This window comes from Clostridium uliginosum, from assembly GCF_900112485.1.
In the GTDB taxonomy this organism is placed as follows: Bacteria; Bacillota; Clostridia; order Clostridiales; family Clostridiaceae; genus Clostridium; species Clostridium uliginosum.
The window spans coordinates 191,314-210,009 of sequence record NZ_FOMG01000002.1 but is presented as its reverse complement, the minus strand read 5'-3'; the positions used below and the strand labels follow the sequence as shown (position 1 = coordinate 210,009).

Annotated in this window: 15 protein-coding genes, 7 tRNA genes and 1 riboswitch; of the genes, 19 read left to right on the top strand and 3 right to left on the bottom strand. The window is 29.0% G+C overall.

The window, feature by feature from the left end; genetic code table 11:
* Positions 1–120: 120 nt before the first annotated feature.
* From spoIID to mreB, 4 genes are all read left to right on the top strand, one after another.
* A complete protein-coding gene (gene spoIID / locus BM027_RS02480; RefSeq protein ID WP_423230310.1) occupies positions 121–1,149 on the top strand; it encodes a stage II sporulation protein D in 1,029 nt (342 codons plus the stop codon).
* Between the two features lie 156 nt (positions 1,150–1,305).
* Positions 1,306–2,040 (top strand): peptidoglycan DD-metalloendopeptidase family protein, encoded by a 735-nt coding sequence (locus BM027_RS02475; RefSeq protein WP_090088476.1) that lies wholly within the window; start codon positions 1,306–1,308, stop codon positions 2,038–2,040.
* 126 nt (positions 2,041–2,166) lie between these two features.
* A complete protein-coding gene (spoIIID, locus tag BM027_RS02470; RefSeq protein ID WP_090088473.1) occupies positions 2,167–2,418 on the top strand; it encodes a sporulation transcriptional regulator SpoIIID in 252 nt (83 codons plus the stop codon).
* Between the two features lie 82 nt (positions 2,419–2,500).
* Entirely contained in the window at positions 2,501–3,535 is a 1,035-nt protein-coding gene (mreB, locus tag BM027_RS02465; protein WP_090088471.1) for a rod shape-determining protein, read from the top strand.
* Positions 3,536–3,761: 226 nt separating this feature from the next.
* Here the strand turns inward: mreB and yyaC are convergent, their stop codons facing one another.
* The gene (gene yyaC / locus BM027_RS02460) at positions 3,762–4,301 is read right to left on the bottom strand and encodes a spore protease YyaC (RefSeq protein ID WP_090088470.1); all 540 of its coding nucleotides are present in this window, start codon (positions 4,299–4,301) and stop codon (positions 3,762–3,764) included.
* A gap of 112 nt (positions 4,302–4,413) precedes the next feature.
* Here yyaC and BM027_RS02455 point away from each other — a divergent pair, with 112 nt between their 5' ends.
* From BM027_RS02455 to prfB, 15 genes are all read left to right on the top strand, one after another.
* Positions 4,414–4,830: a hypothetical protein gene (locus BM027_RS02455; protein ID WP_090088468.1), complete on the top strand. Its 417-nt coding sequence runs from the start codon at positions 4,414–4,416 to the stop codon at positions 4,828–4,830.
* Positions 4,831–4,977: 147 nt separating this feature from the next.
* Positions 4,978–5,062, top strand: a tRNA-Tyr gene (locus BM027_RS02450).
* 7 nt (positions 5,063–5,069) lie between these two features.
* A tRNA-Val gene (locus BM027_RS02445) sits at positions 5,070–5,145 on the top strand.
* A gap of 139 nt (positions 5,146–5,284) precedes the next feature.
* Positions 5,285–5,359 (top strand) — tRNA-Thr (locus BM027_RS02440).
* Positions 5,360–5,368: 9 nt separating this feature from the next.
* Positions 5,369–5,453, top strand: a tRNA-Tyr gene (locus tag BM027_RS02435).
* Positions 5,454–5,460: 7 nt separating this feature from the next.
* Positions 5,461–5,536, top strand: a tRNA-Val gene (locus BM027_RS02430).
* Between the two features lie 121 nt (positions 5,537–5,657).
* Positions 5,658–5,732 (top strand) — tRNA-Thr (locus BM027_RS02425).
* Positions 5,733–5,741: 9 nt separating this feature from the next.
* A tRNA-Tyr gene (locus BM027_RS02420) sits at positions 5,742–5,826 on the top strand.
* A gap of 262 nt (positions 5,827–6,088) precedes the next feature.
* Positions 6,089–6,190, top strand: a riboswitch (SAM riboswitch).
* A gap of 110 nt (positions 6,191–6,300) precedes the next feature.
* Positions 6,301–7,476: a methionine adenosyltransferase gene (gene metK / locus BM027_RS02415; RefSeq protein ID WP_090088466.1), complete on the top strand. Its 1,176-nt coding sequence runs from the start codon at positions 6,301–6,303 to the stop codon at positions 7,474–7,476.
* 240 nt (positions 7,477–7,716) lie between these two features.
* Entirely contained in the window at positions 7,717–9,942 is a 2,226-nt protein-coding gene (recD2, locus tag BM027_RS02410) for an SF1B family DNA helicase RecD2 (protein WP_090088464.1), read from the top strand.
* An 18-nt stretch (positions 9,943–9,960) separates the two neighbouring features.
* Positions 9,961–10,977: a hypothetical protein gene (locus tag BM027_RS02405; protein ID WP_090088462.1), complete on the top strand. Its 1,017-nt coding sequence runs from the start codon at positions 9,961–9,963 to the stop codon at positions 10,975–10,977.
* Positions 10,950–11,606 carry a ComF family protein gene (locus BM027_RS02400; RefSeq protein ID WP_090088461.1) on the top strand — a complete coding sequence of 219 codons (657 nt, stop codon included), beginning with the start codon at positions 10,950–10,952 and terminating at the stop codon, positions 11,604–11,606. The genes BM027_RS02405 and BM027_RS02400 overlap by 28 nt, the downstream gene beginning before the upstream one ends.
* A 400-nt stretch (positions 11,607–12,006) precedes the next feature.
* Positions 12,007–12,537 (top strand): ribosome hibernation-promoting factor, HPF/YfiA family, encoded by a 531-nt coding sequence (gene hpf / locus BM027_RS02395; RefSeq protein ID WP_090088459.1) that lies wholly within the window; start codon positions 12,007–12,009, stop codon positions 12,535–12,537.
* Between the two features lie 194 nt (positions 12,538–12,731).
* Positions 12,732–15,242, top strand: a complete 2,511-nt coding sequence (gene secA / locus BM027_RS02390) for a preprotein translocase subunit SecA (RefSeq protein WP_090088457.1) — start codon at positions 12,732–12,734, stop codon at positions 15,240–15,242.
* A 289-nt stretch (positions 15,243–15,531) separates the two neighbouring features.
* Positions 15,532–16,627, top strand: a protein-coding gene (prfB, locus tag BM027_RS02385; protein WP_139209528.1) for a peptide chain release factor 2 whose coding sequence is annotated in 2 segments (ribosomal slippage) — positions 15,532–15,609 and positions 15,611–16,627 — 1,095 coding nt in all. Because the reading frame shifts where the segments join, the coding sequence is not laid out codon by codon here.
* 135 nt (positions 16,628–16,762) lie between these two features.
* Here the strand turns inward: prfB and BM027_RS02380 are convergent.
* Both BM027_RS02380 and BM027_RS02375 read right to left on the bottom strand, forming a co-directional pair.
* Positions 16,763–18,169 (bottom strand): M28 family metallopeptidase, encoded by a 1,407-nt coding sequence (locus BM027_RS02380; RefSeq protein ID WP_090088453.1) that lies wholly within the window; start codon positions 18,167–18,169, stop codon positions 16,763–16,765.
* A gap of 107 nt (positions 18,170–18,276) precedes the next feature.
* Positions 18,277–18,609 (bottom strand): hypothetical protein, encoded by a 333-nt coding sequence (locus BM027_RS02375; protein ID WP_090088452.1) that lies wholly within the window; start codon positions 18,607–18,609, stop codon positions 18,277–18,279.
* Positions 18,610–18,696 lie beyond the last annotated feature (87 nt).

The following is an 18,696-nucleotide window of genomic DNA, read 5'->3' as shown; positions in this document are numbered from 1 at the left end:
CATATGATAAAGGCTAGAGTAAATCTCTGGCTCTTTAAGTTTACCTAAAAATAAATACTTAACATAATTCTAAATTCTAAGCATATATGTATTTATATAGACTTAGGGAGGATATTAAGAATGAAAATAAATAAAGATGTTAAACTCATTATTGGCATGAGTTTAATTATTATTGCAATGCTAATAATAGTACCTATATTCTTATTAAATTTTAATTTAGAGAGTTTAAAGCCATTTAATATCAATAATAGTGTAGTTAAGGAATCTTTAGAAATTGAACTCCTAAAAGATAAAAAAGTTAAATTATATAAAAAGTCAGAAGATAAGGTTGAAGCAATAGATTTAGAAGGATATATTATAGGGGTAGTTGCAGGTGAGGTGCCGGCTAATTTTGATGAAGAAGCTTTAAAAGCACAAGCAGTAGCGGCTAGAACATTTTATGTAAATAAAATAAATAATCCATGTAAGGAAGCTGCTAAGAAAGATGCAGAAATATGTGATACAACACATTGTCAAGTTTATATGAATAAAGATACTAGAATGGAAAGTTGGAGCAAGAAAGATGCAGATAAGAATTGGGATAAGATTAAAAAGGCAGTTGAAGATACTAAAGGACAAGTTCTTACATATGAAGGAAAGGTATTAGAATATCCACAATTTTTTGCTGTAAGTTCTGGAAAGACAGAGAGTGCTAGAGATGTGTTTTCATCAGATATACCATATCTTAAATCTGAAGAAAGTAAAGGGGAAGAAATTGCTCCTAAGTATAAAAGTTCAGTGAAAGTTAGTACGAAAGAATTTATAAGCAAAATTAATAAAAAATATCCAAATGCAAAAATATCTGAGAGTAATTTATCATCAAATATTAGGGTGGAAAGCTATACAGAAGCTGGAGGCGTAAAGGAAGTTAAAATAGGTGAAGAAAAAATAAAGGGAACAGAATTTAGAAGTTTATTTAATTTGAATTCAGCTAATTTTAGTTTAAGTGTTGAAAAAAATTCAATAAATATAGAATGTACAGGGTATGGACATGGTGTTGGAATGAGTCAGTGGGGAGCAAACATTATGGCTAAAGATGGAAAAAAATATGATGAAATATTAACACATTATTATAACGGAGTGGAAATTAGGCAGATATTATATAAGTAAAATTGTAAAAATAGTCTTTAGAATATTAATTCTAGAGGCTATTTTTTTATTATCTTATTTAGAATAAATAAAATAAATTAAATATAATTTTATAAAAAAGGGTATTTATGTATTAATTTATTAAAAAAGGAAATAATGAAAAAAGGAGGTGTTAATATGGACAAAAATTTTAAACATAAGTTTAAAGATTTATTTAGAAAGGAAAGCTTTTATATCGCTTTATTTCTGTGCCTTTGTATAATGGCAGCAGTAGGAACTGTTTCTTATAAAAGACTTAATAGTCAAAAGGAATTGACTAAAGTACAAGAGGCAGAAAAGGAGATAACATTAAATATTAATGATAAAAGCGTAACAAATGAAATTCCAAATGCGGAGAGAGTAGAGAAGTCTGCTGATAATAGTCAATTAAATAAGACTACAGCTACTAAAGACAACTCTAAAAGTGTTGCTTCAACAACTAAAACTGTTAAGTTATCTAATCCTCTAGATGGGACTATAAGTAGAGAATATACTTATCCTAAACCAGTAAAGGTTGAAGATAATATATATAGGAGCATTAGGGGAATAAACTTAACAGCTAAAGTTGGTACTCAAGTTAAAGCAGCTTCAGATGGTGTTGTTGAAACTGTAGGAAATGCAGGGGTTGAGGAAGGTATAGTTGTAGAGATTAAACATGCAAATGGATTAAAGACAAGATATGGTAATCTTGATCAAGATGTATCTGTAAAAACAGGAGAAAAGGTTTCTGCAAATCAAGTTATTGGTAAAGTTGGAGAAACTGCTAAGTTATTTGATGCAGAAAAATTTGGAGAATATTTAAATTTACAAGTAATTAATGCTAAGGGAGAACAAGTTAATCCAGAACAATATTTTAGTTTAAAAACAAATTAAAAAAGTAATATTCAATATATATTAACCAGTTATTTTATTAATTTAAAAGGCTGGTTAATGAATAACTCAATAAACATTAGTTTATTGAGTTATTCAAAAAATATAATAAGTTAAGGAGGTAGCATTTTGAAAGATTATATTGAAGAAAGAGTATTAGAAGTTGCAAAATATATTATAGACTCAAAGGCTACGATAAGAAAAACAGCCAAAGTTTTTGGTGTAAGTAAAAGTACTATCCATAAAGATATGACAGAGAGACTCCCTAAAATAAATCCATTAATTGCAAAAGAAACTCATTCCATTTTAGAATTAAACAAAGCTGAACGTCATATTAGAGGCGGAAAAGCCACAAAGATGAAATATAAAGCTATTGAATGATATGCATATTGAGGTTATAATATAATATTAGTAGAATTATGTTATTAATGGTAAGAATATGCGTTTTAGGAGTGAATGAGGAATGTGGTTTTGGAGAACTGGGACAGACCTTGGAATTGATTTAGGTACAGCCACTGTGTTGGTTTATGTTAAGGGTAAAGGTGTAATATTGAAAGAACCTTCTGTAGTAGCAATTAACAAAAATAATAATAAATTGTTAGCAGTAGGAGAAGAAGCAAGAAAAATGATAGGACGTACACCAGGAAATATAGTTGCTGTACGCCCATTAAGAGATGGTGTTATTTCAAATTATGATGTAACAGAAAGAATGTTAAAAGAATTTATAGGAAAAGCGTGTGGAAAGAGGAATATTACAGCACCTAAAGTTATGGTTTGTGTACCTTCTCAAGCCACAGAGGTAGAGAAGAGAGCAGTTATTGATGCTGCTAGAAATTCAGGAGCAAAAACAGTTCATTTGATTGAGGAGCCATTAGCAGCAGCTATTGGAGCTGGAGTTGATATCACTAAGCCTAATGGAAGTATGATTATAGATATTGGTGGTGGAACTTGTGATATTGCAGTTATATCATTGGGTGGAATTGTTGAAAGAAGTTCAATAAAAATAGCTGGAGACAAATTTACTGAGGCTATTATAAAACATGTGAGAAATAAATATAAAATAATGATCGGAGAAAAAACGGCAGAAGATTTAAAGATAAATATTGGATCTGCTTTTAAAGGTGCTAGAAATTTAACATCTAAGATGAAAGGAAGAAATTTAGTAACCGGATTACCTGATGAGCTAGAAATTAATACAGAAGAAATAAGAGTAGCATTACAAGAATCAGTAGAATATATAGTTGATGCAGTAAAAACAGTATTAGAAAAGACTCCACCTGAATTAGCGGCAGATATTATTGAAAAAGGTATTTTAATGACTGGTGGAGGAGCATTGTTATATGGACTTGATAAGCTTATAGAGTTTAGAACGGGCGTTACAGTAAGTATTGCCGATAATGCTATTGAATGTGTTGCTGAAGGAACTGGAGCAGTTCTTGGACAATTAGATAAACTAGATAGTGCACTAAATTCTCAAGAAATAGTTCTTATTGAATAAAGCAATAAAATCAAACCTCAAAACATAAGTTTTAGGGTTTGATTTTATTTTAAGACACATCAAGGAAAATAACAGACCAAAGATACACCGTATATTTTGTTTCAAACAAAGAGTAAATTTTTGCTAATAGTGAACTATTAGTGGAACTTGCCGATGTAGTATGACGCAAAATAGACAAGAATACTGGTCTGTTATTTTTTTTCAATGCGTCTAAGGTATATATTTTCTAATTTTCATAATAATCTTTTTGTTTTATATTGTATGCTTCAATTAAAGCTTTTGATATTAGCTTAGCCATATCCATTATGAGAGATAACCTAATACTGTATGAAGAAAAAAGCTCTGAGCTATTAGCAATGTCTACAATTCCTATTATAGAGGCAATACCTACTTCGGGTAATTCTTTACCAACTCCTTTACCAGGATGTATGGCATAATCTCTTGTGTGAATCTCTCCAATAGCATCTTTATCACCTAAACAAGCATCAATTCCAATTATAGATGAATTTGGATGAATTTTGTAGATTTCATTTAAACGATTGTCTATATTTAAAGCGTGTATTGGGGCTGATAATGTTCCGTATATTGGTAAGGGAAATAAATTATCTTCTAAAATAGAACCAACTAAAGGTCCTAAACAATCTCCAATACATTTATCTGTTCCAATACAAACTATTATAGTTTCATTGTTTATATAATCTTTAACTGCTTTGGATATTTCACAACAAGCAAGTGGTGATTTATAGTTTACTTTGTGTTTAATCAAATGCAATACCTCCTTATAAAATATATATATGATTTATTTACATAAAAATGATGAAAGTTTAGTATAAAAAAACATGTTATGGAAATAAATACAAATAAGGATGTGATAATTAATGAGGAGATTGTTAACATATTTATTTATGAGTTTTGCATTAGTAATGAATGTTTATTTATTATTTTGCTGGCAACCAGAAGGAAAAAATAATAATATCATACAGGGATATGAAAAGAGCACAGAAGTTATGTCTTATTCAAAGTCTATATATACAGAAAATAAGGATAATATAATGAAAAATTTATCGGATGAGGATAAAAAAGATTTAAATAGAATTATATCTAATCTATCTACAGTTGATATAGGAAGAATACAGGATTATTTTAAAACATTAGATGACAACAGGGGATTAGTAGAGATATTTAAAGTTTTTAGTAAAAGATTATCATCAACTGATTATATGAGGATTAGAAAAATATGTTCTAATTTTGTAGATATTCAATATTTAGACAGTGAATTAAAAAAAGAAATATAGGTTGTGTTTTAATTCGGAGTATTTTATCGAAAAATAGAGATATTAGAATCTAACTTGCTTAAATACAGGAATAATGGAGTTGAAATTAAATGCATTTGAATATATACTAATCATTGTTGATTGAAGAAAAATAAATCAATTAAATATGGAGGAATTCCCGAGTGGCCAAAGGGGGCAGACTGTAAATCTGTTACGTTACGTTTCGATGGTTCGAATCCATCTTCCTCCACCATTTTTATGGGCGCATAGCTCAGCTGGGAGAGCATCTGCCTTACAAGCAGAGGGTCACAGGTTCGAGCCCTGTTGTGCCCACCATAAAATATTAAAATAAGATTATCGCATTAGAAACGAGTAGAACATGTAAGCAACAAATAAGCTAAAATGTATGTTTATTACATTAATAGCTGGGAAAGAAGTTTATGCAGTAATACGAAGTTCATGATGACATATATGTGCTGGCATGGCTCAACGGTAGAGCAGCTGACTTGTAATCAGCAGGTTGTAGGTTCGATTCCTATTGCCAGCTCCAACTAAATATGGAGGAATTCCCGAGTGGCCAAAGGGGGCAGACTGTAAATCTGTTACGTTACGTTTCGATGGTTCGAATCCATCTTCCTCCACCATTTTTATGGGCGCATAGCTCAGCTGGGAGAGCATCTGCCTTACAAGCAGAGGGTCACAGGTTCGAGCCCTGTTGTGCCCACCATAAACAAATTAAAAAAATATAGAATTAAAACTAGTACAAGAAAATAACAAATGTATAATTATTACATGAGTAGCAAACATGTGAATTTGACTAAGTATAAAAGTTGGTCATGACTACATATGCTGGCATGGCTCAACGGTAGAGCAGCTGACTTGTAATCAGCAGGTTGTAGGTTCGATTCCTATTGCCAGCTCCAATTAAATATGGAGGAGTTCCCGAGTGGCCAAAGGGGGCAGACTGTAAATCTGTTACGTTACGTTTCGATGGTTCGAATCCATCTTCCTCCACCATTAAAAAGAACAAATTTTTATTTGTTCTTTTTTGTTTTTATAAAATTATATTTAATTAGTCTTTTACAAATTTAAATATTTAGTATTAAATCAAAATATTCATACGAACAAATAGACTAACATATTGATTAGTTATTTTTCAAAAGATGCCATAATATTATATCATTAAATAATTTTTAATTATTGTAAATACAAGAAAAAAAAGCATGTTGACTATGTATGGTTACTATGATAAGATGATGTTAAAAATAAAATATTGTTACTCTTATCAAGAGAGGTGGAGGGAAAAGGGCCCTATGAAACCCGGCAACCTGTTAGTTACAAGGTGCCAATTCCTGTAGAATAATTTTCTACAAGATAAGAGAGATTAGTGTATAATTCTCTTCTTATTAGAAGGGTTTTTTTTATACATAAAAATATTAATAACATATAAAGCTTTCTATAAGTAAAGCTTACAAATGAAAGGAGAAAACTATGAAGAGATTATTTACTTCAGAGTCAGTTACAGAAGGGCATCCAGATAAAATGTGTGATCAAATTTCAGATGCTATTCTAGATGCTATTTTAGATAAGGATTCTAACGCCAGAGTTGCGTGTGAAACTTGTACAACTACAGGTATGGTTTTAGTCATGGGAGAAATAACTACAAACTGTTATGTTGATATTCCTAAAGTAGTTAGGGAAACTGTAAGAACAATAGGATATGATAGAGCAAAATATGGTTTTGATTGTGATACTTGTTCTGTTATCACAGCTATAGATGAACAATCAGCAGATATTGCGATGGGTGTAGATGAAGCATATGAATCTAGAAAAGGTGATAAGGATGACGTTGAAGCTGTAGGTGCTGGAGATCAAGGTATGATGTTTGGTTTTGCTACAAATGAAACTGAAGAATTTTTACCACTTCCAATAGCAATGGCTCACAAGTTATCTAGAAGACTTACAGAAGTAAGAAAGAATGGTACATTGAAATATTTAAGACCAGATGGTAAGACTCAAGTTACTGTTGAATATGAGGATAATAAACCAAAAAGAATTGATACAATTGTTATTTCAACTCAACATGGAGAAGAGGTTTCATTAGAAAGAATAGACAGCGATATTAAAGAGCAAGTTATTAAAGCTGTAGTTCCTTCAGAATTATTAGATACTGATACTAAATATTTCATAAATCCAACAGGAAGATTTGTTGTTGGAGGACCTCAAGGAGATTCAGGATTAACTGGTAGAAAAATAATAGTTGATACTTATGGTGGATACGGTAGACATGGTGGTGGAGCTTTCTCAGGAAAGGATCCAACAAAAGTAGACAGATCAGCTGCATATGCGGCAAGATGGGTAGCAAAGAATTTAGTAGCATCAGGTATTGCTGATAAGTTAGAAATTCAGTTAGCCTATGCTATTGGAGTTGCAAAGCCAGTTTCTATTGAAGTTGAAACTTTTGGAACAGGTAAATTTGGAGAAGATAAGATAGTTGAAATTGTAGAAAAAGTGTTTGATTTAAGACCAGGAGCTATAATTAGAGATCTTGAATTAAGAAGACCTATTTATAAGCAAACTGCTGCTTATGGACATTTTGGAAGAACTGATCTTGATTTGCCATGGGAAAAGCTAAATAAAGTAGAAGAAATAAAGAAATATATATAATAAGCTATTTTAAAGAAAATGTACCTTAATAATAATGCTTATTTTATCTGATGATATAATTCAGGTAAAGTAAGCATTTTTTGTTTTTTATAATATAATTAAATGTAAGAGGAGTAACTGGTTATTTATTTGGAGATGCCTTATAGTATAATATATATAAAGTGATTATTAGGTTTAGATAGAGTTTCTTTAATATGCCTAATACCTAAAACATTATTTAAAAAGATTTGGAGAGATTGTATGGAAGTCATAGATGGCTTTGTTGAGAGCGTTGTTTTCAAAAGTGAAGAAACTGGATATGTAGTATGTAAAATTAGAACTTCAAAAAACTTAATTAGTGCAGTAGGAACAATTCTTTTTATAAAAGAAGGACAAAATGTAAAATTAAAAGGATATTGGACGGTACATAAACAATTTGGAGAACAATTTAATATTTCTGAATTTGAAGAAATTATTCCAAATTCATTAGATGGAATAGAAAAATATTTAAGCGCAGGGATAATACATGGTATAGGACCTGTAACAGCTAAAAAGATAATAGAGCAATTTGGAGATAAGACTTTAGATATTTTAGAAAATCATATTGAAAGGCTTATGGAAATAGAGGGAATAGGAAAAAAGAAATTTATGATTATATATGAATCATATATAGAGCAACATGGGTTAAAAGAGGTAATAATATATTTTCATGAATATGGACTAAGTAATAATCAATGCATTAAAATATATAAAAAATTTGGTCCTAATGCAAAGCAGATAGTATCAGAAAATCCATATATATTATCTGAAGAAATCTCTGGAATAGGATTTAAGACTGCTGATAGAATTGCTATGAATCTCGGAATTAAAAGTGATTCAGAGTTTAGAATTCAAAGTGCTATTAAATATGTTATTAATCAATTTTCTTTATCAGGAAATACATATATGCCTAAACAAAAATTATTAGAAGAATGTGAAAAAATTATCATGGTGTCTAAAGAATTAATTGAAGAAAATATATATTCAATAGCTGCAACTAAAAATATAGTATTTGAAAAAGTAAATGATACTGAAGGCGCATTTTTACTTCCATATTATTATTGTGAATTAGGTGTTACTAATAAAATAATCACATTGGGAATGCAACAAATACAGACTATAAATACAGATTTAAATTTTGAAGTTGACGTTTTTGAAAAAGAACAAAACATACAATTTGCACCATCTCAAAGAGAAGCAATTATAGGAGCTTTTAGTAATGGAATTGAGATTATTACAGGTGGACCAGGTACTGGAAAAACTACTATAATAAAATGTATAATAGACATATATGAAAAAAATGGAATGGACGTTATATTAGGTGCACCAACAGGAAGAGCTGCAAAAAGAATGACCGAATCTACAGGGAGAGAAGCAAAGACAATACATAGACTATTAGAAATCGGAGTATCTGAGGAGGATGAATCTGTATTTGGTAAAAGTGAAGGCTCACCTTTAGATTCAGATGTTATTATAATAGATGAAGCGTCTATGATTGATATAATGCTTATGCATAATCTTTTAAAAGCTATTAATTTAGGAACTAGGTTGATAATAGTGGGAGATGTAAATCAATTGCCGTCAGTTGGAGCAGGTAATGTTTTAAAAGATTTGATTCAAAGTGAATATATAAAGGTAGTAAGGTTAAAAGAAATATTTAGACAAGGAATTGAAAGTTTAATAACAGTTAATGCTCATAGAATTAATGAAGGAGAAATGCCAATATTAAATCAAAAGAATAAGGATTTTTTCTTTATAAATGAAGAAAATCCTAATAACACAGTTGCAACAATTATAGATTTAATAAATAGAAGGCTTCCTAATTTTAATAAATCTTGGGATAGGTTTAGAGATATGCAAGTGTTAAGTCCTATGAGAAAGAGTACGCTTGGTGTTAACAATTTAAATATGAAGCTTCAAGAGGTGTTTAATCCTCCTTCAAAAGATAAAAAAGAAAAAAATATAAAGGATATAGTTTTTAGAGAAGGCGATAAAGTAATGCAAACTAAGAATAATTATTCTTTAAAATGGTTTAGGATTAAAGGCGAAGGAGAAAATGAAGGTGTTGGAGTTTTTAATGGAGATTTAGGATTTATTCAAAGTATCGATGAAGAACGAAAATCATTAACTATTATATTTGATGATGAAAGAAAAGTAATATATGATTTTACATTTTTAGATGAGTTAGATTTAGCTTATGCAACTACAATACACAAGAGCCAAGGTAGTGAATTTAAGGTTATAATTATTCCAGTGTTTATGGGAACACCTTTTTTAATGAATAGAAATTTGCTTTATACGGGAATTACTAGAGCAAAAGAGCTTGTAGTAGTAGTAGGGTTAAAAAAAGCATTAATGTATATGGTTAATAACACTAATAGCATGGAGAGATATTCATCACTAGAGTATAGGATTAAAGATATAATAAGTAGAGCAGTTGAAGAATAACTAAAAGGGGATATGTAGATGAGCAAAGATATTCAACTTAATTATGAGGAACTGAGTTATGCAATAGGAAAAATAGCTAATTGGTACAAAAAAAGTATAAAATTATTGACTATACTTACGGTACCTTTTAATACTTCTTATATTTTTTCAGATATAATAAATGAAATATCAAATCAAGGTGAAAAAATATTATATGTTTGGAGTAATAATAGGGAGAATAGAGAGTTGTTAACCTTGCTTAGAGAAGTTAACTTAAATATAACCTATTCATATATTGAATGTGGAGCAGGAATCACAGATTTAACTTTTGTAAATCAAAAAAATATAGCACTAATTAAAGGAACGTATGATTTAGTTATATTTGATGATATAGGGTGTTTTTCAAATTTAGATAATAGGAGTTTAAGGCAAAAAATAGAGAGGTGCACTGACTTAGGGAAAAAGGTGCTATTTTATGGAATAGAGAAAATTGGTTTGTTAGGGGAAGTAATTGAAATATCTTCATATAATTACAGAAAACCATTTGTTGAGCCTAGAATTTTAACAACAAGGATTAATTTGAACATAGATATTCCATATAATTTATATGAGTATTTAAAATGGTTCGAAATCAATAAAAATAATATAGCTATTTATACTCCAAATGAGGAAAAACTAGATTTAGTTTATGATTATTTTGAAACTCAATTAGTAATGAAAGATGTTAAAATAATTAAAGTATCAAAACAAGAAGAAATTAAAAAGTGTGAAAGAGTATTAAAATATAAAGATAAGGCAATATTTATAATAACAAATAAACTTGAGGAGTTAAGTGAATATTGCCTTATAGATAATGCTGTAGTTTTATTTTCAGATAATGGAAGGTATACATATAAAAAACTGATATATTTATGTGGTAAAATAGGGAAAATAAATAGTGAATTACCTGAAATATTATTAGTGTCTAATAGTGTATCATCAGATATGGATAAAGCAAAATATTTGGCAAGAGAATTTAATAAAAAGATATGGGAAAAAAAGTTAGTAAGGTTATAAATGATATATGTGAAGGTATACTTGCAATAATTTATCCAAGAGAAAATTACTGCATTTTATGTAATAGAGAAGACTATATGGGGATATGTGATATTTGCAAAGAGAAAATTAAAAAAGTTAATAATTACTTAGATGGTGAAATAATAAGTTATGGATATTATGGAGGAACCTTAAAAGAATTAATACTTAAATTTAAATATAAAAGAAATTTTACAGCAGGAGATATTTTATCTGAATTATTAGAAGAATGTTTAATTAAAAATATTAATTATAAAGAATATGTTATTACATATATACCCATTTCGAAGAGCTCTAAGAAAATTAGAGGATTTAATCAATGTGAATATTTAGCTAAAAAGCTATCAAAAGCTCTGTTTATTGATTGCTTAGAAGTATTAGTTAAAGTTAAAGAAACAAAAGAACAGAAAACTTTAAAAAAACAAGAAAGAGCTGAAAATATCAGAGATGCTTTTAATATCAAAAAAGGTGTTAATGTAACTAACATTAAATTTATATTAATAGATGATGTGGCAACAACAGGCTATACACTGCAAGAGGGATATAATTTATTAAAAAAATATGGTGCAAAAGAAATAAAACTCTTGACCTTAGCTAAAAGTCATATATAATATTAATGTAAAGCTAGGTTTGTGGTTGAAAGTCGATGCCAGTCGCAGGCAAAACGATCCACTTAAGTTAGATAAAATATCTAATGAGCATGGTGCGGTATAGAAGTAAGTCCTGCCATTCACAAAGAATGAGAGTGTTAGTAGTGAGGAATTAATTTTTATTAGCGAAAGCTCCAGCAGGCGAGTGTGGGGGCAAAAACCAGGTCAACTAGCTTTACTTCTTATATTTTTTTAAATATTTCAGGAAATATTTTGAAAAATATACAAATATTTAAATTAAAAAAATGTTCAGTAAATTCTGAATATTTATGTTGTTAACTTTGTTAAAAAGTAGTAAAATATGAGTAAGAAAACTATATTTTGCTCATAAAAGTTTTTATACAGAGAGGGGCTGGACTTTATGAAAGTAACGGTTGTAGCAAAAAATATTGAATTAACTAATGCATTAAGGGAAATGGTTGAAAAAAAAGTGTCTAAATTAGGGAAATATTTTGATTCTGATATAGAAGCAAAAGCCATATTAAGTGTTCAAAAGAGCAGACAAATAGTAGAAATTATGATACCTTTTAATGGAGTTGTATTAAGAGGGGAAGAATCAAATCTAGATATGTATAAAGCAATAGATTTAGTACAAGAGAAACTTGAAAGACAAATTAGAAAGCAAAAGACAAAGTTGTCTAGAAAGAAAAGTGGATCTTTAAAATTTGGAGAAATAGTTGATTTATCTCCAAAAGAATATGAAGAAGAATCAAAGTTGGTTAAAAGAAAGAAATTTGGAGTTAAGCCAATGGATGTAGAAGAAGCAATCCTTCAAATGGAATTAGTTGGACATAACTTCTTTGTATATCAAGATGCTAATTCAAGTAAAGTTAATGTAGTATATAAAAGAAAAGATGGAAATTATGGTCTATTAGATCCAGAATATAAATAATATACTTAAGGAATTTCCCCCCTAGTTGAGTACTAGGGGGATTATTATATTTAAAAGCAATAGTGGTGTGAGAATCAAAATTGTAAATTTTATTGAAAACAATGAGTATAAAATGGTATAATTAAAAAATGTACAATTTGCGTAAAAGAAGTACACTTTTATTAGCAAAATATGTAGTTTGAAAGGATGACATTATGGGACTATTAAATGCCGTATTTGGAACATATAGTGAAAGAGAAGTTAAGAGGGTTAGACCTATTGTTAGTAAGATAAATGATTTAGATGAAGCAATGCAAAAACTTTCTGATGAAGAGTTAAAAGCAAAAACCATCGAATTTAAGAAAAGATTTAATGATGGAGAATCTTTAGATGACATTTTACCAGAAGCATATGCAGTTGTTAGAGAAGCATCAACAAGAGTTTTAGGACTTAAGCACTATGATGAACAACTTATTGGAGGAATTGTTCTTCATCAAGGTAGAATATCAGAAATGAAAACAGGTGAAGGTAAAACTTTAGTAGCAACATTACCAGCTTACTTAAATGGATTAACAGAACAAGGAGTTCATGTAGTAACTGTTAATGACTATCTTGCAAAAAGAGATATGGAAACTATGGGAGAATTATATTCTTTCTTAGGATTAACTACTGGAGTTATTGTTCATGAATTAAATAATGATCAAAGAAGAGAAGCTTATAATGCTGATATAACTTATGGAACAAATAATGAATTTGGATTTGATTACTTAAGAGATAACATGGTTATATATAAAGAAGAAAGAGTACAAAGAAGACTAAACTTTGGTATAGTGGATGAAGTTGACTCAATTCTAATAGATGAAGCTAGAACACCTCTTATAATTTCAGGTCAAGGAGAAAAATCTACAGAATTTTATAAAGTAGCGGATTACTTTGTTAAAAAGTTAGTTAAAGAAAAAGATTATACAATAGATGAAAAAGCTAATGCTGTAATGTTAACTGATGAGGGTGTTAGAAAGGCAGAACAAACTTTTAAAGTAGACAATTACGCTGATGCTGAAAATGTAGAATTACAACATTACGTTACTCAAGCATTAAAAGGTAACTATGCAATGAGAAGAGATAAAGATTACATGGTTAAAGATGGCGAAGTAATAATTGTTGATGAATTTACAGGAAGACTTATGGAAGGTAGAAGATATTCAGATGGTCTTCACCAAGCAATTGAAGCTAAAGAAGGAGTTAAGATTGCAAGAGAATCTAAAACTTTAGCTACTATTACATTCCAAAATTATTTTAGAATGTATAAAAAATTATCAGGTATGACAGGTACAGCTTTAACAGAAGAAAATGAATTTAGAGAAATATATGGATTAGATGTTATTGTTGTTCCAACACATGAACCAATCGCAAGAATAGATAATCCAGATTTAGTATTTAAAACTGAAAATGGAAAGATAATGGCTGTTGCTGAGGAAATAGCAAGAACTAATAAGACAGGTCAGCCAGTATTAGTTGGTACAGTAAGTATAGAAAAATCAGAATTGATTTCAAGTATGCTTAAGAAGAAGGGAGTACCACATCAAGTTTTAAATGCTAAGTTCCATGAAAAAGAAGCAGAAATAATAAGTCATGCTGGAGAAAAGGGCATGGTTACTATTGCTACTAATATGGCTGGTAGAGGTACTGATATTAAGCTTGGAGATGGCGTAGTTGAAGTTGGTGGACTTAAGATAATAGGTACTGAAAGACATGAATCAAGAAGAATAGATAACCAATTAAGAGGACGTTCAGGTAGACAGGGAGATAAAGGTGAATCAACGTTCTTTATATCATTAGATGATGATTTGATGAGAATATTTGGATCAGAAAAAATTCAAGGTGTTGTAGATAAATTAGGACTTGCAGAAGATGAAGCAATTGAAAGTAGGCTTGTTTCAAAATCTATAGAAAATGCTCAAAAGAAGGTTGAAGGTAATAATTTCGATATAAGAAAAACATTATTAGGATATGATGATGTTATGAATAAACAAAGAGAAGTTATTTATAAACAAAGATCAGAAGTTCTTGAAGGCGAGGATGTGAAGGAAGAAATATTACATATGGTAAAAGATGTAATATCAGAGGCAGTTAATCTTCATATTACAGAAGATTCAGAAGATTACAGAGAAGGATTTTTACACTTAATATCTTATTTACATGAAATATGTATCCCTGAAAATTCAGTAAACTTACCTGCACTTGAAAATCTTTCACATGAAGAAATAACAGAAAATTTATATGAAGTTGCAGTTAAATTCTATGAAACTAAAGAAGAAGAATTTACTTCAGAAAGATTAAGAGAAATTGAAAGAGTTGTTCTTTTAAGAGCTGTTGATACTAAGTGGATGGATCATATAGATAATATGGATAACTTAAAGCAAGGTATTGGACTTAGAGCATTTAAACAAATTGATCCCGTTCAAGCATATCAAATGGAAGGTAGTGCTATGTTTGAAGAAATGATCGATGCTATTAAGCAAGAAACTGTTAAGTTATTATTCCATGTAAAAGTTGAAAGAGCACCTGAAAGAACAAGAGTTGTACAAGAAACAGAGGCAGTTCATGGAGATAGACCATCTGCTCCAGTAGGACCGGTTAGAAATCTCCAAAAGTTTGGAAGAAATGATTTTTGTCCATGTGGTAGTGGAAAGAAATTTAAAAACTGTTGTGGTAGAGAAGCTTAAGCAATTGACAATCTAGTAAGATACATTGTTATTAATAGTAACAACAAGATTGACAGTTGATGATGTACAATTTAAGGAAAACTCCTATTGAGTTTTTAAAAATAATATATATATTATAATAAATTCCGTAGGGATTTCAACTAAGTATTTTCTATTATTAATTATAGAATTAACAATGCATAGTGAAGTTTGCTACGGAGTTTTTTTAAATATATATCACATAGTGGACTGTTATTTTAAAAAAATGTCTTATAATTATTAATTAAATTAGTTGAAAGAGGTGAAATAGATGATTATTGAATTAGAAAAAGAATTATTAAAGCTTTCTAACCTAAAAGAATCTATAGTAGAGATGAGGGCTTCACTTTGACAAAGAATGCTTGGAGAAACAATTAAGTGAACTAGAATTTCAAATGCAAGAAAAAGGATTTTGGGATGATAGCAAAAGAGTAGAAGAAGTTACTAAGGAAAGTAAGCGAATAAAAGATAAAATTCAAAGAGGTGAAAGTTTACAATCTAAATTTGAAGATGTTGAAGTTTTAAGAGAAATTATGGATGAAGATGATCATGAATCTTCATCAGAAATAATTAATACTATTCAAGAGATAGAAAAGGAACTTGACGCTTATAATATGGAGATACTTTTATCTGGGGAATATGATAGAAACAATGCAATATTAACTCTTCATGTTGGAGTTGGTGGAACTGATGCAAATGACTGGACTGAAATGCTTCTAAGAATGTATACAAGATGGTGTGAAAAGAAAGGTTATAAAGTAGATGTTTTAGATTTACTTCAAGGAGATGAAGCTGGAATAAAAAGTGTTACTTTAAAAGTAAGTGGTGAATATGCTTATGGATATCTTAAAGCAGAAAAGGGAATCCATAGATTAGTTAGAATCTCACCGTATAATGCAAATGGGAAGAGACAAACATCATTTGCATCAATGGAAGTATTACCAGAGCTTACAAAAGAACAGGACATTGATATAAGAGCAGAGGACCTTAGAATAGATACTTATAGAGCATCTGGAGCAGGTGGACAGCATATCAATAAAACTGATTCAGCAGTTAGAATTACGCATATTCCAACAGGAGTAGTTGTACAATGTCAAAATGAGAGAAGTCAATTTTCAAATAAAGATACTGCTATGAGCATGTTAAAAGCTAAATTAATAGAATTAAAAGAAAGAGCTCATAAAGAAAAAATTGAAGATTTAACAGGTGAATTAAAAGATATGGGTTGGGGAAGTCAGATAAGATCTTATGTATTCCATCCTTATAATTTAGTTAAAGACCATAGAACTAATGTAGAAAGTTCAAACACTACTGCAGTTATGGATGGAGAAATAGACTTATTTATAAATGCGTATTTGAAGCAATAAATTTTATAATATATGCACACAAATCAATAGAGGTAGGATTGTGAAAGCAAACCATGCCTCTATTTTTATATTATTTAATATGTCTAGGGAACATTCAATAATATAAAAAGTCAGTATGCTAGTATATTTGACTTTTTATTTTTTTTCATGTGCCCAATCTAAAGGTTTATTTTTTTTATTTATATACACTTTAATTTTCTTCTTAAAAGAGGGAGCACAGAGTAGTAATATAAATAGAACAAATAAAGAAATAACTAAATACGGGTTGTACAAAAATAATTTAAAATCATCATAGGCATAATCACAAATTTCTTCTTTAACAATTGAATAAACTTGATCAATAGCTGATATATCAATATAATCAATCTTATCATTTGGAGTATGGATCTTTGATACATCTGAATGACATAAAGTCACAGAATCAATTCCTTTATTGGCAAAGCTAGCATGATCACTAGAATTTTCAAAGCTAATCTTATGATCAATATTTTTTTCATTACAAATTTTCTCAAAAGAATTTATAAGTTCAACATTTTTATCTGCACTATCCTTGTAACGAGCACCAGCTATTATTGATATAGGAGTATTAGGAGCACCTATCATGTCAAAATTAATTACTTTACTATCTTTTATAATATCATTATATTCTGTAGCAAATTGTTCAGAGCCTAAAAGACCAAATTCTTCTCCGGTTAAAGCAACGAATATAATATTTCTTTTTGGTTTTACAAGGCTAGAAAAACTTTTTGAAAGTTCTAAAATAAAAGCTGTACCTGAAGCATTATCTAAAGCCCCATTATAATAATTGTTTAGATAATCCATGCCTATATGGTCAAAGTGAGCAGTAACAACTAGAGGGGGTAAGATTTTAGATGATCCTTCTATTACTCCAATTATATTTGAAGTAGTATTTTGGTTTTTAGAATATGGGATACTTATATTTACGATGTTGTTATTTCTTAAAGAATCTAAAAGACCATTATACACTTCTGTAGTTATAGCAACTGAAAATTCATAAGGGGAGTTTGCATTAAAAGAACTCCTAAAAGAAAAATTTTTATCAAAGGAAACATAAAATAAATAATTTTTTCCTCCATGTTTAATTACTAATGAACTTGGAAATATGTCAATAGTATCTTCTTTTGTAAATGCAACTGAACTTTCATTAAAATTAAGCATGTCTTCTTTAAAATCAATTCCATATTTATATTCATGTAAAACATTATTATTATTATTATTGATTATCTTAATTGTAGGGGCATTATCATTTTTAACTGGAGTAGTTACCTCAAAGCTTTCTCTATAGCTATTATTAAATGGCGAAAGCTTATTATTTTTAAAGCAAGATTCTATGAAATAAGATGCTTTTTCATTTCCATAAGATCCAGTAAGTCTACCTTCATATTCATTAGAAGATATTACTTTAATATTATCATTAACCTTAGCAGAATCAAAATGATAGTATGTAGTCTGAAAGAATACGGAAGCAACTAAACATACAAATAATACTATTAAACTAGTATAATAAATGAATTTTTTCATATTATCACCTTTCATAAATTAATTCATATAATAGAGTTTATTAATATTAAGATAACAATATGAGATATATTTAATAATGTATAAAAAATATTATTATTTTATATGCCTTAAGCTTTTTTATAAAACATATCAATAAAACAATATACTGAGGTAAATAACAAGCAAGTGTATATATAGATATTTAAACCAGGTTTTAAAATAGCTAATATTCCACCAGCAATTAATGCTAATATAATTACAACATTAATAAATTTAAAAAATCCAGATTTGCTAGTTAAAATTACATTAGTTGCAGAAAGTAAGGTTAAAATAAGAGTTAAAAAAGAAAATATATTTTTTAAGGTTAGAGAGTAGTCTATTACCTTAACTTTATTTAATAAAAGAACTAAAATAAGAAATAATAGCAAAAATGAATTTATTTTATTCATAATCTTAATCATTAAGACACCACCTTTTACATATATTTACAGTTTAATTATACAATTAGCTTTACATAAGGGCAATAGAATTAAGGTTTTATAATTAAA

Coding starts and splice junctions, on each gene's coding strand:
- spoIID (WP_423230310.1), top strand. CDS start 121: ATGAAAATAAATAAAGATGTTAAACTCATTATTGGCATGAGTTTAATT.
- BM027_RS02475 (WP_090088476.1), top strand. CDS start 1,306: ATGGACAAAAATTTTAAACATAAGTTTAAAGATTTATTTAGAAAGGAA.
- mreB (WP_090088471.1), top strand. CDS start 2,501: ATGTGGTTTTGGAGAACTGGGACAGACCTTGGAATTGATTTAGGTACA.
- BM027_RS02455 (WP_090088468.1), top strand. CDS start 4,414: ATGAGGAGATTGTTAACATATTTATTTATGAGTTTTGCATTAGTAATG.
- metK (WP_090088466.1), top strand. CDS start 6,301: ATGAAGAGATTATTTACTTCAGAGTCAGTTACAGAAGGGCATCCAGAT.
- recD2 (WP_090088464.1), top strand. CDS start 7,717: ATGGAAGTCATAGATGGCTTTGTTGAGAGCGTTGTTTTCAAAAGTGAA.
- BM027_RS02405 (WP_090088462.1), top strand. CDS start 9,961: ATGAGCAAAGATATTCAACTTAATTATGAGGAACTGAGTTATGCAATA.
- BM027_RS02400 (WP_090088461.1), top strand. CDS start 10,950: ATGGGAAAAAAAGTTAGTAAGGTTATAAATGATATATGTGAAGGTATA.
- hpf (WP_090088459.1), top strand. CDS start 12,007: ATGAAAGTAACGGTTGTAGCAAAAAATATTGAATTAACTAATGCATTA.
- secA (WP_090088457.1), top strand. CDS start 12,732: ATGGGACTATTAAATGCCGTATTTGGAACATATAGTGAAAGAGAAGTT.
- BM027_RS02380 (WP_090088453.1), bottom strand. CDS start 18,169: ATGAAAAAATTCATTTATTATACTAGTTTAATAGTATTATTTGTATGT.
- BM027_RS02375 (WP_090088452.1), bottom strand. CDS start 18,609: ATGATTAAGATTATGAATAAAATAAATTCATTTTTGCTATTATTTCTT.